This window comes from Streptomyces sp. NPDC001027, assembly GCF_040299045.1.
In the GTDB taxonomy this organism is placed as follows: Bacteria; Actinomycetota; Actinomycetes; order Streptomycetales; family Streptomycetaceae; genus Streptomyces.
The window spans coordinates 180,999-195,626 of sequence record NZ_JBEPBI010000001.1; the positions used below are offsets into that span (position 1 = coordinate 180,999).

Sequence of the window (14,628 nt, forward strand, 5' to 3'; positions counted from 1 at the left end):
TGGACAGCGCGCCTGTGGCGGCGGTGTCGGGCCGGGTTGGGGAAGGGCGACTGCGAAGATCCGGCGCCATGGGACCTGTCGTACAAAATGACATGAACGGCCTTGACGAGCCGGCCCGCCGCCGCACCCGCCCGAATCCCCGCCCCCGCCCGAATCCCCGCCCCCGCCGGGGGACTCGCAGCGCCGCCGGACGGCCCCTCGGCGCCGCCGGGACCCGCAGTGCCGTCGGGTTCAGGAGCCTCGTCGCCGTCCTTGCCCTGGCCGCCGTCGCGTCGGGCTGCGCCGGAGGGGGCGCCGGAGCCGGCGCCGACCGCTCGGCCCGCCCCGCGCCCGGACAGCAGCCGGAGAAGGCTGCGCCGCCGGTGGTCGCGCCGGCCCGCGCCCTGTACGGCTACGCCGCCCGGCTCCGTGCCGCCCACCTGGCGCGCGTCGCCGCGGCCAGGCGCTGGGGCCTGCGAAAGGTCCCGCTGACGCCCCCGCCGCCCCCCGCGCACAAGCCGGAGATCACCACCCGCAAGGGCTTCGAGGTCGACGACCACGAGGAGCTCGGTCTCCCGCCGGTCTTCACCTCGATCCCCACGGAGGACCGGGTCGTCTTCCTCACCATCGACGACGGCGCCGAGAAGGACCCGGCGTTCCTGCGCATGACGAGCGAGCTGAAGATCCCGTACACCGCCTTCCTCAGCGACTACCTGATCAAGGACGACTACGGGTACTTCAAGGAGATGCAGGACCGGGGGGCGACCCTGAACAACCACACGCTCCACCACCCCTACCTGCCGGCCCTCTCCTACGCCCGTCAGAAGCACGAGATCTGCGGGATGCAGGAGGTGATCCGGGAGCGCTACGGCGCCCGCCCCGCCCTCTTCCGGCCGCCCTTCGGCAACTACGACCAGGACACCCTGCGCGCCGCGAAGAGCTGCGGCGTGCGCTACGCCCCGCTCTGGGACGAGGAGGTCTTCGTCGACCACTGGGAGTACCGCGAGGGGGACCGGGAACTGCACCCCGGCGACATCGTCCTGAGCCACTTCCGCGGTCGCGGCGACTGGAAGGGCACGATGCCCGACCTCGTCCGCCGCTTCCTGGACAAGGTCACGGCGAAGGGCTACGCGGTGGCCCGTCTGGAGGACTACCTGTGAGGGCACGGCAGAAGTGCGCGGGAGCGGCGGCCGCCCTGCTGGTCCTGCTCGTCCTGACGGCCCTTGCCGGCTGCGCCCAGTCCGTCGACCCGATCGAACGGCTGGGCAGGAAGGCCGCGGCCCGGGTCCACCCGGCCGGCCCGGCCGCCGGGCAGCCCGCCTATCGCCGCTGGGGTCTGACGGCCCCGCTGGCCCCCGCCCCGGCCCACCCGGCCCGCTCGCTGGCCGGCAGCCCCGGGACGGCTCTCCCGCCGGTCGTGGACCACGTCCCGACGACCGACAGGGTCGTCTTCCTCACGTACGACGACGGCGCCGAACGCGACCCGCGCTTCGTCGACATGGTCCGCGAACTGCGCCTGCCGGTCAGCATGTTCCTCACCGACAGCGTGATCGGCCCCGGCTACGGCAGGCTGGCCCGGCTGCAGTCGGTCGGGGCCAGCGTCCAGAACCACACCCTGGACCACCCGGCCCTGCGCGGCCTGCCCTACGCCGGCCAGCGCGCCGAGATCTGCGGCCAGCAGGACAAGCTGCGCGCCCGTTTCGGTCTGCGCCCCCGCCTCCTCCGCCCGCCCTACGGCGCCTACGACGCCACCACCCGACGCGCCGCCGCCGACTGCGGCATCGCGGCCGTCGTCCTGTGGCGCGCCTCGATGGGTCCCACGACCCTCGCCTACGCCCACGGCCCCCACCGCCTCCGCCCCGGTGACGTCATCGCCGTCGCCCCGGACGAGACGACGGCCCCGGACCTGCGCGACCGCACGACGCGACTCCTGCGCCAGATCCAGCACGAGCACCTGACGGTGGCCCGCCTGGAGGACTACCTCTGACGCCTCGCCCTCAGACATTGGAGCCGGGACACCGGCCGGGTCCGTCTTCTGCGCCGGTCCGGTGTCGCCGTTCGGCGCCGGCCGGAACGTCGGAGGCAGGTCGTCGGTCGGGGTCGGCATTCTCAGCCCGTCCGGCGTCCGAGGACGAGGCCCGTCCAGGGCCGAAGCGGGGGCACGGGGGCGGCAGCCCCCGGAAACGGCGCCCCGCCACCGGGTGACCAGGACGCTCACGGCGGCCGAAAACCCGACGACGCGCCGCAGGCATTGGCACTCCGCTTGACCGAGTGCTAATCGCGGTCATAGTCTCGGGTCTGGCACTCCCCCCTGGAGAGTGCCAACAGCGACGGGCAGGTCCGGCACCCGCGACGACGGATCCACCTGGTCGCCACCTCAGACAGTTAGCCCCGTGAGATCTCCGAAGGGGGAGGTCGGATCGTGACGACCACCAGCTCCAAGGTTGCCATCAAGCCGCTCGAGGACCGCATTGTGGTCCAGCCGCTCGACGCCGAGCAGACCACCGCCTCTGGCCTGGTCATCCCGGACACCGCGAAGGAGAAGCCCCAGGAGGGCGCCGTCCTCGCGGTGGGCCCGGGTCGCTTCGAGAACGGCGAGCGCCTGCCGCTCGACGTCAAGGTCGGCGACGTCGTCCTGTACAGCAAGTACGGCGGCACCGAGGTGAAGTACAACGGCGAGGAGTTCCTCGTCCTCTCGGCTCGCGACGTGCTCGCGATCATCGAGAAGTAATTCACCCAGTTTTGCAGTGAACTGCGCTCCTGGCCCCGCGTGTTTGTGAAGCCGGGCGCCGGGGGCGCAGTTCGTTTCTCCCACTTTTCCCGAGAGGGCTGAACCGCTCCCATGGCGAAGATCCTGAAGTTCGACGAGGACGCCCGTCGCGCCCTCGAGCGCGGCGTCAACAAGCTTGCCGACACGGTCAAGGTGACGATCGGCCCCAAGGGCCGCAACGTCGTCATCGACAAGAAGTTCGGCGCCCCCACCATCACCAACGACGGTGTCACGATCGCCCGTGAGGTCGAGATCGAGGACCCGTACGAGAACCTCGGCGCGCAGCTGGTGAAGGAGGTGGCGACCAAGACCAACGACATCGCGGGCGACGGTACGACCACCGCCACCGTGCTCGCCCAGGCGCTGGTGCGCGAGGGCCTGAAGAACGTCGCCGCGGGCGCGTCCCCGGCCGCCCTGAAGAAGGGCATCGACGCCGCCGTCAAGGCCGTCTCCGACGAGCTGCTGGCCTCGGCCCGCCCGATCGACGAGAAGTCCGACATCGCCGCCGTCGCCGCGCTGTCCGCCCAGGACCAGCAGGTCGGCGAGCTCATCGCCGAGGCCATGGACAAGGTCGGCAAGGACGGCGTCATCACCGTCGAGGAGTCCAACACCTTCGGTCTGGAGCTGGACTTCACCGAGGGCATGGCCTTCGACAAGGGCTACCTGTCGCCGTACTTCGTGACGGACCAGGAGCGCATGGAGGCCGTCCTCGAGGACCCCTACATCCTCATCAACCAGGGCAAGATCTCCTCGATCGCCGACCTGCTGCCGCTGCTCGAGAAGGTCATCCAGACCAACTCCTCCAAGCCGCTGCTGATCATCGCCGAGGACCTCGAGGGCGAGGCGCTCTCCACCCTCGTCGTCAACAAGATCCGCGGCACCTTCAACGCGGTCGCCGTCAAGGCCCCGGGCTTCGGCGACCGTCGCAAGGCGATGCTGCAGGACATGGCCGTCCTCACCGGCGCCACCGTCATCTCCGAGGAGGTCGGCCTCAAGCTCGACCAGGTCGGCCTGGACGTGCTGGGCTCCGCCCGCCGCGTCACCGTCACCAAGGACGACACCACCATCGTCGACGGCGCCGGCAACTCCGAGGACGTCGTGGGCCGCGTCGGCCAGATCAAGGCCGAGATCGAGAACACGGACTCCGACTGGGACCGCGAGAAGCTCCAGGAGCGCCTCGCGAAGCTGGCCGGCGGCGTGTGCGTGATCAAGGTCGGCGCCGCCACCGAGGTGGAGCTGAAGGAGAAGAAGCACCGTCTGGAGGACGCCATCTCCGCGACCCGCGCCGCGGTCGAGGAGGGCATCGTCTCCGGTGGCGGTTCCGCGCTGGTCCACGCCGTCAAGGTCCTCGAGGGCAACCTCGACAAGACCGGCGACGAGGCCACCGGTGTCGCGGTCGTCCGCAAGGCCGCCGTCGAGCCGCTGCGCTGGATCGCCGAGAACGCGGGCCTCGAGGGCTACGTCATCACCGCCAAGGTGGCCGACCTCGACAAGGGCCAGGGCTTCAACGCCGCGACCGGCGAGTACGGCGACCTGGTCAAGGCCGGCGTCATCGACCCGGTCAAGGTCACCCGCTCCGCCCTGGAGAACGCCGCCTCCATCGCCTCCCTCCTCCTGACGACCGAGACCCTCGTCGTCGAGAAGAAGGAAGAGGAGGAGCCGGCCGCCGGCGGTCACGGTCACGGCCACTCCCACTGACCCAGGTCAGCACCCACAGCAGTACCGAGGCCCGGCCCCCCGTTCCACCGGGGGCGCCGGGCCTCGGCCTTGCCCGGACGCGCGTCAGCCTCCGCTCCACCAGCGCACGTCATCACCGCCACGGCGATGGATCACCGTGCCGGCCGGGTGCACCACGTCCAGGTGCAGTTCTGATGTCGAGGACATCCCTCAGTACGACGGTCTCGCCACCCCTGGCCGTTGGCTGCTCCCGCTCCCCGGTGTCCGTCACAGTCCTCCTCATCCTGCCAGGTCGGGGCCGGGGACCGGAGGGGCCGGGAGCAACCGAGGGGAACACGGCGGCGGGCGCGCCGAGGGCGAGCCGAGCGCGACAAGGTCGGATCATATGTTTGACGTCTGATGGGCGGGGGCGCTGTCGTTCAGGGGCGCACGACACCGAGGGGGCGGGCGCACGGTATGGGACAGCACGGAGCCGGCTCGCCGCAGGGCGGCACTCCGGATTTCAAGGCGACCGCCGAGGACCTGACGAAGCTCGCGGGCGACCTCGGCGACATGCGCGAACACCTGGACGGCCAGGTCACGCGCATGGACGCGATCGTCGACCGGATCGAAGCGGGCTGGCGCGGCCCGGCGGGAACGGCGTACCGCGACTTCCATCGCGCGGCCGCCGAGGACGCCGTACGCATCCGGGAAGTCGTGAAGCTGCTGGAGGAGGCCGTACGGCTGAGCCGGGACGGCTTCTCCAAGACCGACCTCGACGTGCTCGCCGCGATGCGCCAGGTCAGCGTGGACGTCGACAGTGAGGTCGACAGGCTCTCCACGCCGAACGTGGAGGTGGCGACACCCCCACGCAGCACTCTCGACGCGTACTGACGCACGCCACGCTCTGCGCACGGCCACCACGGACGCCACCAAGGGGGAACATGTCGAACGGGTCAGTACCCGATGAGCAGATCACGGTCTCCTTCGCGGCGCTTCAGGAACTCGCCGCCGAACTGGAGGACATCCTCAAGAAGCTCAACGAGAAGCTGGAGGCGCTCTACGGCCGGGTGGAGCCGGTGGTGTTGTCCTGGAGGGGCGAGACCAGAGAGGTCTTCGTCGACAAGCTCGACGAATGGGACCGGTCGGCCCAGGACCTGGAAGCGGCCCAGAAGTGGCTGCACGACTTCGTCACCACCGGGCACCTCAACTACACGGCGGCGCACCGGGCGGTGCTGCGCGGCTGGGGTGCGCTCTGATGGCCACACCGGTTCCGGCGCCTTCCACGAGCCCCACTCCCACCCCGTCCACGGGGGGCGGCCTGCCTCAGCCGTCCGGCTCCGGCGGCGCGAGCCCGACGCCGCATCCGTCGCCCGGCGGTCTCACCGACCCCGCCGGCAACGACATCTCCCGCGGCGACTCGGACTCCGACCGCCACCGACGCACCGCCGAGCTGCAGGCGATGAAGCCCGCACCGCCTGGCAACATCGTCGGCTTCGACGTCCAGCCACAGCACGTGTATTACGCCTCGTACATGCTGCGCAACGCGCAGTACGACTTCGCCGGCCAGGCCACGAAGCTGGTCGAGGGGCTCGACGGGCACGAGCACGCGGTCGGCTGCGGCACCGGCCCCGAGGCTTTCGTCAAGGCGTACGCCGACACCGCAGTCCTCTTTCTCGAGGTGTGGAACAGGACGACGGAAGGCGTCGGCGGCGCCGCGGTCGGCCTCACGATAACCGCGAACAACTACCTCCGGGCGGACCACACCCTCCACCCCCTGACCCCGGTGCTGGCGACGAAGAACCCGCCGGACGTCCTGAAGAGCGCCCGTGCGTCCGGGCCCGTCGCCGAACTCGGCTGGGGCAACGCCCAGGGTGAGGACGGCTGGGGCAACGCGATCATCGACGAGGTCTCGGGTGCGGTGGCCGCGGTCGGGGCCGAGATCCTCCGCCCGATCCTCAGCCACGCCCTGCGTCACGGCAAGGTCGCGGACATCACGCCCGGCGGCGACGACATCGCCCTGCCGGAGATCGCCAAGGTCTGGCGACAGGCCGCCAGGGACGCCAAGACCTCCGCGGAGGCCTTCGACGACGCCATCGCCTACATCACCAACCCGGCGACGGGGCACGACGAGTGGCAGAGCACGATGAAGCAGTTCTGCTCGGCGATGTGGGGGACGTCGGACTGGGGCAAGGAGCATCACGGCTACAAGTGGGCCCACAAGGAGGGCAAGCAGCCTGCTCTCGACGTTCTCCAGGACACCGCGCGGGACGTGGCGACGGCGTGCGACGGGGTCAGCGCGGAAGTGACGAAGATCCGCTCCACCATCGTCGACGTCTACAAGGACGCGGCGACCAAGACCTTCGCGGTGAAGAGTTTCAAGGATCTCCTTGAGCTGATCGGCGAGCTCCCCGCGTTGGCGGCGGAGTTCATCACCAACATCGACACGGGCCGCCTGAACAGCGCGGTGGACTCCTACAACCGCGAGATACACGGCCTCGGCGACGGGCTGACGAAACTGAAGTCCGCGCTGGAGGAGGCGAAGCGCAGCGTCCCCACGTTCGCCGCAGAGGAGGCGAGGGCGGAGGTGTTCGGAGCGCGTTCGCTCAACGATTTCAAGACCGAGCACAAGTACATCAGGGACGCCGACGAAAAGAACCATTTCTACGCACTGGATCTCGCCGGCCAAGAGGGGATCCACAACAGTCACGTCATCGACAAGCATGTCGGCAAGACGGACGAACAGTTGGCGCAGCGGCTCCGGGATCAACAGGTTCTTCGTGACGGAACGGTACGGCCCCTGGCTGCGTCCAGTTTTACCAACATGGCTTCTGCGCAGCGGTACACCCAGGAAGTGATGGACGACGTCGACAACGCCGTGAAGATCGAGAACTGGCTGAAGCGACGGGAACAGGATCACAATGAGAGATCGACGCTTAACCTGGGCTCGACGTTCAGCGATGTGACCGGCCGGACAGTTCTCCGGAGTGAGTATGATCAGAACGGCTTGAGCGCACAGGGTGCTGACGTGCACAGTGTCGACGTGGTTATCCGTTACAAGCAGGGCGTGGACCCCGCATTCGTGGTACTCACTTCCATGCCCACGACGCCGTAGGGCCACTTTTTGTCCCGGAAATGGCACCCCGAGAAGAGAAGGAAGAAAGGTTCTACGAGCGTGACCACATATATCGGGGCAGTGTTCAACAACGGCTTCGTTGCACGATTGCTCGACCTGTCCATCCGGTTGAATGTCTTCGAGGGGGACGACCTGGTTCGGGAGATCGCCCGATTGTGCCGCACTGCGCAACGGGGTCCGGGCAGCTCGTGGGCGCTTCCTTCGGCCACAGCCGCGGCCACCGTGGACCTCGTCGCGGAGGTGCTGGCAAGCCCTCTGAGGGACAGGCTCCCCGCAGGGTTCGAGGAGAAGCTTGCACTGGCCTCCGGTGGTAGGCCGTCTGCGGAATACCTTTCGGACGCAGCCCTTGCCATCCGCCGGCTCGATGGCAACGGCATCCCGGGCTACGGGCAGCTCCCCATGGCCTCTTGGGAGGTTCCTCTGACGTTTCCTGAGCTGGTTGACTTTACGTACTGGGTGGAAACGGACGAGTTCGAAACGCTTGATGATTGTCTGCGGGCAGGATTCGACAGTCTGCATCCAGGGGACTGTGCCGACAAGGCGGTCGGACTCGTGGCGCAGGCGCAAGAGGCGCTGCTCCTGTTCCCGGAACCGGATACCCTTCGGACCACCTTGTCGCAAGGTATCCCCTGGGCGTCTCGGAGTGTCTTGCGAGAGATCGCCAGAAAGGGAAATCGTCACTTTGCGGAATTTCATGACATTCACAGCAGGTAAAGTAAGGGCAGAGTGAATTTCGGGATGTCGCCCGAATGTGCGTCAATCTTCCCAGCGAGGTGATGATCGTGTCCGAGACGGTTCCTGTGCGTACCAGGACGTCGACCTACCCCGACCGGGAGACGGCTCAGTGGGCCACCCAGCAGGTGGTCACCGCCAACGAGCAGCTCATCCACCGGTGGCTCGCCCAGTCCACCCGCCCACGTCTGACCGTCGAGGCGTCGTGGCCGTCGCGGGAGGAGCCGGTGGGGCGGGTGCTGCTGCAGGCGATGATGCTGGCGGGGCGTGGCCCCGTCGACGTGCGGGCCGCCCGGGTGATCCTCAGGCGGGACGCCGGCCGACCCCACGGCTTCGCCGTCCAGGCCACCTTCCCCGTCTACCTGTAGCACTTGTAGAGGCTGACCATCGTGCCCCTGAGCCCCCTCGAACACGACCGCCGCTACGGCGAACTCGACCAGGTCGTCCGCGCCTACGCGGGACAGCAGGCCGACGACACCCCGGACCGGCCGAGCCAGGCGCTGACCGCCTACCTGCGTCAGACCTGGCACGACAGGCCATGGGCCCTCGCCGTCGCCGAGCGCCAGTTGCGGGAGTACGCGGACCATCCGCCGGGACGGCTGAGACTGCGCCTGGGCGAGTTCTATCCCGTGCCCGACGTCGGCCTGTCGGACAGCGAGATCCAGCGGTGGCTGTACTGCCTGGCCGACCACATCAGGCACAGCGTCGAGCAGGGCGAGGTACCGCCTCCGTCCACCCCGGCGACGCACTGGGAGTGGCACGCCCGTTTCCCCGAACTCGGGCAGTTCCTCGGCGGCTGGTTCTCCCAGGACATGCCCGACGAGTTCGCCGGTCACGACGCCGCCGTCGACGACTACCGGGCCACGACCGACGCCCAGCTGGTGGTTCGACTGGTCGGCGAGCTCCATGAACTGCTCGCGCTCGACCTGGACGAGCCCGACTGCGCACTGGCTCTGGCCGAGCTGGGCATGGAGGTCGACCCGCCGGCGCCGTACGCGCCGAGCGGCTGGCTGGAGCTGGTCGCCCACCGGCTGGCCGGGCCGCGGGCCGTGTACGCGCCGGAGACGACGGAGGGCCGGGAGTGACCCTCCCGGCGGATGAGCTGGGGCCGCTCCTCGACAGGCTCTCGTCCGAGCATCGGGTCTACGTCCGTGCCGGGCGTCTGCGCGGCGTCGGCGAGGCCTGGTCCGTCGAGAGGGCCGTCGCCGAGGAAGCGCACTCGCTCGGCGTCAGGTTGTACGAGGAGTACTGGCACCGGTACGTCACAGACGGCCCGATCCCCGCCGAACAGATCGAACTGTCGCTGTACCCCAAGGATCCGGCCGAGGCCGTCGCGCTGATGAGCCGGTTCGCGTCCAGGGACCTGCTGTTCTCCGACTTCACCCTCATGGACCCGACCGAGGCGCGGTCGATCGCCGACCGAGTGGTGCGGCTTCTGGGCCCCGAGGCGCGCTGGTGGTCGAACACCGACGGCCCCGTGTCGGAAGGCCTCGTGGGCTGCACCCTGGACGGTCTCGTCGTGGGGACGGACGGGGTCCGCTTCGCCGCGCTGATCCAGGTGGCCGACGACTGACGCGGCGTTGTTCAGGGGCCGCAGGAGACGACGGCCCATACGGTCTTTCCGGGCGCACCCGGCCGGGGTGCGACGCCCCAGTCCTCGGCCAGCGCCGCCACGAGCGTCAGGCCGCGCCCGCCGTCCGCGAGCTGTCGGCCGTCCGTGCCCGGTTCCTGTACCGGCAGCCGCTCCCCTCGGACGTCGGTGACCTCCACGCGGACGTGCCCCGTGTCGTCGTCCCTGTGCAGCCGCAGTTCGGCGTCCCGGCCGGGAACCCGGCCGTGGGTGACGGCGTTCGCGGCCAGTTCGGCGGTGATCAGTTCGACGGTGTCGTTGACGGCGGTGCCGTACGGCCATCCCCAGGCGTCCATCTGCTGGGAGGCGATGAGTCTGGCCAGACGGGCGCCGCGCGGGGTGGAGCTGAACCGGAGGGTGAGGCCGGTCTCGGGGGCGGGCCGGAGGGCGGTCGTGCCGACGGGGGTGTCGTCGTGGGGGAGGGGCATGTGTCGAAGATCCCGTGTCCGGGGTGGCTGTGACCAGGGGTGACGGTGCTACAGCCGGGGCTTGTCGGGGTGCGGCGGGGTTCCGTGGGCGTGGTCGGGTGTGGTCCTCGGACGCGGGGCTGTGGAGCCGTCGGCGGACCGGGATCAGCGTCGAACAGGAGCGAACAGTTCACTGGAAGTTGCGGGAAGTTGTTGACAGTAAGCCGTCAGTGGAGTCTAGGGTGTGGGTGAGCGGGCCCGTTCGGGTGCTTGCACAAGGGAAGAGTGAGCCGTGACGATCAAGGTCAGTCTTGAGGTGAGCGCGGAGGAACTTCCCGCGCTGATCGACGTGTTGGCGGCCCACGGGGCCGAGTTCGACCTGCGCACCACCTCGCGTCAGGCGGGGACGCCGGAGCCGTCCGTCCTGGACCCGGAGGTGCTCGCGCTGCTTCGTGCGCGGGCCGCGTCGCAGTACGCCGGCTTGTTCGTCTCCTTCGTGGAGAAGGAGGTCCGGGAGCACGGAGCGGTTGCCGAACTGGGCACCGAGAAGACGAGCTACGTCAAGCTCTATGTGCCGGGCCCGCGCAAGGTGGGCGCGTACTGCTACGTGCGGCCGGACCGCACCTACCTCGACTTCCGCCTGCCCGGCGACGCGGCCGAGGGCTGCCGTTTCGCCGCCGCGCGCAACGTCCAGGCCGACAACGCGCACGCCGTGCGCCTGCCCCTCACGACGGCCGATGCCCTGCCCGAGGCGTACCGGCTGGCCCGTCGAGCCGCGGCGGAGGCGGAAGCGGCGTGACCGCGAAGCGCTGTCAGGCTGCGTAAGAACCCTCTGCTCGTTGCGGCGAGCGGACGCGAGGCCCGCCCGGAATCAGGCGGGCCTCTGCTTTTGCGTGGGCCCTGTCGGCCGGAAGCAGCTTGGTGTACAGGGAGACCGGGTCGAGCCGCTTGAGGCCGGTGGCTCTTCTTCCGTGGTAGAGGCTGAAGCCGCCGAGGTGCACGTTGGTGGTCAGCCGATTACCGTACGCCGTCGAAGAGTTGGGGTGCAGGTCCGGCGTGCGCCGGCGTGCCCGGCCGGGCCGTGCAGCGCGGGCAGCGTGTCTCGTCGTTCAGCGGCCGGAAGAGCATGGGCTGGATGTGGGGGCCCTCGCACTCCTGGGCTCCGGTGAGGCGGGGGGAGACGCGGGGGCCGGTGATGTCCGCGGTCGAGGGTGGTTCCGCTGCGGGCGGCGGCGGTGGTTTGGGTGCGGGGACGGCCGGGACGTCGCGGAGGAGGTGGCGCAGGAGGCCGCCGGGGCGGTGGACGGGGGTGCCGTCGTCGGGGAGGCCGCGCAGGATGTGGGTGCGGACGGCAGTGGGCGCGTGACCTGCGGCGAGCCACCGGGCGGTGAGGCGCGTCAGCTCGGCCTGCATGGCCCGGAGGTCGGGGGAGAGGTGGGGGAAGGTCGCGGCGAGGGCTCGAGCCGCTTCGAGCGCGGCGAGGGGCGGGGCGGCCGGTTCCGGTTCCTGCTCCCGTTCCCACTCAGGTTCCGGTTCACCATCCGGTTCCGGATCCGGTCCGGGCTCGGGTGCGGGGGGTTCGGGGGGTTGGTGGGAGGTGTTCTCACCGGGTGTCCTGTTGGGATAGCCGTCGGAGAGCGGAGGGGTCGGCTCACCGACGGCCGGGATCCGGGGACTCGGTCCGACCTGCGAAGACACGGGGGATACGGGGGTTACGACCGCTGCGGCGACTGCTACGGGCAGCCGCGCGAGGATCTTGGCGGCCTCGGCCTCGTTCAACGGGATGCTGGAGACGAGCTGTTGGGTGACCCAGCGACCACCGGGCCCCTGGAGGCGTCGCTCGTGCACGAAGCCCTCCGCCTTCAGTTGCCGCTTGGCCCGGGTGAAGGCGCAGCCGCCGATGTTGGCGCGTTCGGCGGTGCGCGAAAGAGGTTCGCGCGCCCCCTCCGGGAGGGAGAGCTGCCAGGTGAGGAGTCGAACGGCGTCCGAGGAGAGGCGGGGATGCCGGATCAGGTCGTGGGAGAACTGGGTGAAGGCGCGCGGGGGCGCGATATGGTGCCTGTAAATCACGGTGGAGTCGCTTTCCACTGGTGGTTCAGGCCCTCGTGAGCGGTTGCACCCGCTACGGGGGCCGTATTTGTGCTGACGGTACCGCACGGAGAGTGCACACCTGGACGCGTTGAGTGAAGAAAGCTTTCTGGCGGGCGTTCACCCACACGAACCAACTTGGTTTGTTCGAACCCCTGTTGAGCTGCGCTGCTCCTAACCTGCCCTCACTGACAACGGAGTCACGAGGGAGCGAGGCGGGATGGACAAGGGTGCGGATTCGGGCGCGGGGGGCGTGGAGCCGGACTCGGACGGGGAGTTCCTGCGGTGCTTCGGCCGTCAGATGAAGCTGCTCCGGGAGGTGGCCGGGTACACGCAGGCGCAGTTGGGGGAGCGGGTCGGGTACGGGGAGGCGCAGATCGCGGCGGTGGAGCAGGGGAGACGGATTCCGAAGCCCGACCTGATCGACGTGGTGGACCGAGCGGTGGGGGCACGGGGTGTACTCGCGGCGATGAAGCCGGAGGTGGCGAAGGCGCGGTATCCGTCCTTCTTCCGGCGGTACGCGGAGTTGGAGGCGGAGGCTGTTGAGCTGCATGCCTACATCAGCCACGTGATCAAGGGCTTGTTGCAGACGGAGGAGTACGCAAGGGCGGTGTTCCGCATGTGGCGCCCACTCTTGGACGAGGAGGCGATCGAGCAGGGTGTGGCTGCGAGGTTGGAGCGGCAGAAGCTCTTCGCCCGTCGTCCCGCTCCACTGTTCAGCTTCGTCATCGACGAGCACGTTCTGCGTCGGCCCCTCGGCGGTCGTGAAGTCTGGCGGGGCCAGCTGGAGCAGCTGCTGATCTATGGGTGCCAACGAAACGTGGCGATGCAGATCATGCCGATGGAGCGTGAGGAGCATGCCGGTCTGGCAGGGCCGTTCACATTGATCCACTCGAAGGAACAGCGCAGGATGGCTTACATGGAAGTACAGGACGTGAGCGCCCTGTACGCGGAGCCGAAGAAGGTCAGCCCGCTCGAAGCGACGTACGGCGCACTCCGAGCGGAAGCGCTGACTCCCCGGGAGTCACAGGCCTTCATCGAGAAGCTGTTGGGAGAGCTATGAAGACAGGCAGTCCCGCGCCTGCCGCTGCTGAGCTGCACTGGTTCAAGAGCAGCTACAGCGCGGGCAACGGTGGTGATTGTGTCGAGGTCGCGAACGCCGGTACGGCCGTGCTGGTCCGTGACTCCAAGCGGCCGGGGGACGCTCTCCTCACGGTCGGTGCCGACGAGTGGGCCGCGTTCGTGGGGATGGCCGCGCGCGGTTGATGTGGAGGAGGGGCGGCCGATTGCCCGGCCGCCCCTCGCTCAAGCCCACTCACACAGGGTCACTCGCTCTTCTTCTGCCGACCGCGCGTCTTCTTCTCGGGACGCCAGGTGGCGAGGTCGGTCTCGGACAACTCTGCTTCCGCACGCACGGATTCGAGGGCGGCCTGGAACTCCTCGGCGGGGTTGCCCTCCCACTCCTCGTCGTACTCGCCGTACCACTGGTGCACCCACGGCAGCACTTCCCGCAGCCCGGCGAGGAGCGGCACGAGCCGGGGGTCCTTCTTGTCCCAGCCACCGTCCTCGACGCGGTTGCGGATGAGCCCGACGAGGGCGTCCGCCTGGTCGCGGTGGTTCCAGCCGGCCCAGCCGAGGAGCAGCGAGCTGTCGGACTCCAGCGAGGCCCCCGGATAGGAGATGAAGCGCTCCTTGGGGACGTCGAGCTTTCCCCGGTTCGACCAGTAGGAGTGCTTGAGGAAGTCCGCGCCCGTGTACTTCGGCGGCACCTTGATGTCGAGCCGCTGCCCGGTCCTCCTCCCGCTGCGCAACAGCGAGTCCGCCACGGCCACCCGGATAGGCAGCCCCGGAGCAGCGCTCAACTCCCGTACACCTCCCGCCTTCAGGGCGGCGACGAGCAGCCGGAACCGCGCGACAGCCACGGCGAACGGGTTCTCGTCAGCGCCGTCGACCGACTCCAGCGCACGCCGGATCAGCACCCACGCCTCCTCGCTGAACCCCGCACGAACACGCACGCCAGCACCCACGCGGCGGCGATCTGCACGACCCGCTCGTCACGCCAGGTCTCGTACATGGCCGCCGTACGCTCCGCCGCGACGGCCTCACGCCACGCACGCCGGACCTCTACGGGCCCGCCGCCCCATCCCGCCAGCGTCCTTCCGTTGCTCTGCCGGATCCGCGTCGGGAGGACGTTTTCTGACGAAGACGCCCCGGACGGAGGGCACGGGAG

The 14,628-nt window shown here is 69.4% G+C and carries 17 protein-coding genes; 14 read left to right on the forward strand and 3 right to left on the reverse strand.

The window, feature by feature from the left end; all coding sequences use genetic code 11:
• The first annotated feature begins 92 nt into the window (after positions 1 to 92).
• From ABT300_RS00925 to ABT300_RS00975, 11 genes are all read left to right on the forward strand, one after another.
• Positions 93 to 1,139: a polysaccharide deacetylase family protein gene (locus ABT300_RS00925; RefSeq protein ID WP_351670090.1), complete on the forward strand. Its 1,047-nt coding sequence runs from the start codon at positions 93 to 95 to the stop codon at positions 1,137 to 1,139.
• A complete protein-coding gene (locus ABT300_RS00930; RefSeq protein ID WP_502977851.1) occupies positions 1,136 to 1,966 on the forward strand; it encodes a polysaccharide deacetylase family protein in 831 nt (276 codons plus the stop codon). Before ABT300_RS00925 ends, ABT300_RS00930 begins: the two co-directional genes overlap by 4 nt.
• A gap of 435 nt (positions 1,967 to 2,401) precedes the next feature.
• Positions 2,402 to 2,710 carry a co-chaperone GroES gene (gene groES, locus ABT300_RS00935; RefSeq protein WP_057584642.1) on the forward strand — a complete coding sequence of 103 codons (309 nt, stop codon included), beginning with the start codon at positions 2,402 to 2,404 and terminating at the stop codon, positions 2,708 to 2,710.
• A 111-nt stretch (positions 2,711 to 2,821) separates the two neighbouring features.
• Complete coding sequence (groL, locus tag ABT300_RS00940; protein ID WP_351670095.1) at positions 2,822 to 4,447, forward strand: chaperonin GroEL; 1,626 nt, start codon at positions 2,822 to 2,824, stop codon at positions 4,445 to 4,447.
• A gap of 435 nt (positions 4,448 to 4,882) precedes the next feature.
• Entirely contained in the window at positions 4,883 to 5,299 is a 417-nt protein-coding gene (locus ABT300_RS00945; RefSeq protein WP_351670098.1) for a WXG100 family type VII secretion target, read from the forward strand.
• A gap of 50 nt (positions 5,300 to 5,349) precedes the next feature.
• Complete coding sequence (locus tag ABT300_RS00950) at positions 5,350 to 5,664, forward strand: WXG100 family type VII secretion target (RefSeq protein WP_351670101.1); 315 nt, start codon at positions 5,350 to 5,352, stop codon at positions 5,662 to 5,664.
• A 275-nt stretch (positions 5,665 to 5,939) separates the two neighbouring features.
• On the forward strand, positions 5,940 to 7,520 hold the full coding sequence (locus ABT300_RS00955; RefSeq protein ID WP_351670104.1) for an RNase A-like domain-containing protein: 1,581 nt from the start codon (positions 5,940 to 5,942) through the stop codon (positions 7,518 to 7,520).
• Positions 7,521 to 7,580: 60 nt separating this feature from the next.
• Positions 7,581 to 8,255, forward strand: coding sequence for a hypothetical protein (locus ABT300_RS00960; protein WP_351670107.1), 675 nt, complete (start codon positions 7,581 to 7,583; stop codon positions 8,253 to 8,255).
• Between the two features lie 86 nt (positions 8,256 to 8,341).
• A complete protein-coding gene (locus ABT300_RS00965; protein WP_351670259.1) occupies positions 8,342 to 8,641 on the forward strand; it encodes an RNase A-like domain-containing protein in 300 nt (99 codons plus the stop codon).
• A 21-nt stretch (positions 8,642 to 8,662) separates the two neighbouring features.
• Positions 8,663 to 9,358 carry a contact-dependent growth inhibition system immunity protein gene (locus ABT300_RS00970; protein ID WP_351670110.1) on the forward strand — a complete coding sequence of 232 codons (696 nt, stop codon included), beginning with the start codon at positions 8,663 to 8,665 and terminating at the stop codon, positions 9,356 to 9,358.
• Positions 9,355 to 9,846 (forward strand): hypothetical protein, encoded by a 492-nt coding sequence (locus ABT300_RS00975; protein ID WP_351670113.1) that lies wholly within the window; start codon positions 9,355 to 9,357, stop codon positions 9,844 to 9,846. Before ABT300_RS00970 ends, ABT300_RS00975 begins: the two co-directional genes overlap by 4 nt.
• An 11-nt stretch (positions 9,847 to 9,857) precedes the next feature.
• On the opposite strand, the gene ABT300_RS00980 is transcribed toward ABT300_RS00975, so the two are convergent.
• Entirely contained in the window at positions 9,858 to 10,331 is a 474-nt protein-coding gene (locus ABT300_RS00980) for an ATP-binding protein (protein WP_351670116.1), read from the reverse strand.
• Positions 10,332 to 10,602: 271 nt separating this feature from the next.
• Between ABT300_RS00980 and ABT300_RS00985 the strand changes: the two genes are divergently transcribed.
• The gene (locus ABT300_RS00985) at positions 10,603 to 11,109 is read left to right on the forward strand and encodes a hypothetical protein (protein WP_351670119.1); all 507 of its coding nucleotides are present in this window, start codon (positions 10,603 to 10,605) and stop codon (positions 11,107 to 11,109) included.
• Between the two features lie 218 nt (positions 11,110 to 11,327).
• Here ABT300_RS00985 and ABT300_RS00990 read toward each other — a convergent pair whose 3' ends face one another.
• Positions 11,328 to 12,380, reverse strand: coding sequence for a hypothetical protein (locus ABT300_RS00990; RefSeq protein ID WP_351670122.1), 1,053 nt, complete (start codon positions 12,378 to 12,380; stop codon positions 11,328 to 11,330).
• Positions 12,381 to 12,618: 238 nt separating this feature from the next.
• On the opposite strand from ABT300_RS00990, the gene ABT300_RS00995 reads away from it, so the two are divergent.
• Both ABT300_RS00995 and ABT300_RS01000 read left to right on the forward strand, forming a co-directional pair.
• Positions 12,619 to 13,461, forward strand: coding sequence for a helix-turn-helix domain-containing protein (locus ABT300_RS00995; RefSeq protein ID WP_351670125.1), 843 nt, complete (start codon positions 12,619 to 12,621; stop codon positions 13,459 to 13,461).
• The gene (locus ABT300_RS01000; protein ID WP_351670128.1) at positions 13,458 to 13,664 is read left to right on the forward strand and encodes a DUF397 domain-containing protein; all 207 of its coding nucleotides are present in this window, start codon (positions 13,458 to 13,460) and stop codon (positions 13,662 to 13,664) included. The genes ABT300_RS00995 and ABT300_RS01000 overlap by 4 nt, the downstream gene beginning before the upstream one ends.
• Before the next feature lie 59 nt (positions 13,665 to 13,723).
• On the opposite strand, the gene ABT300_RS01005 is transcribed toward ABT300_RS01000, so the two are convergent.
• The gene (locus ABT300_RS01005; protein ID WP_351670131.1) at positions 13,724 to 14,413 is read right to left on the reverse strand and encodes a DUF7008 domain-containing protein; all 690 of its coding nucleotides are present in this window, start codon (positions 14,411 to 14,413) and stop codon (positions 13,724 to 13,726) included.
• Between the last annotated feature and the right edge of the window lie 215 nt (positions 14,414 to 14,628).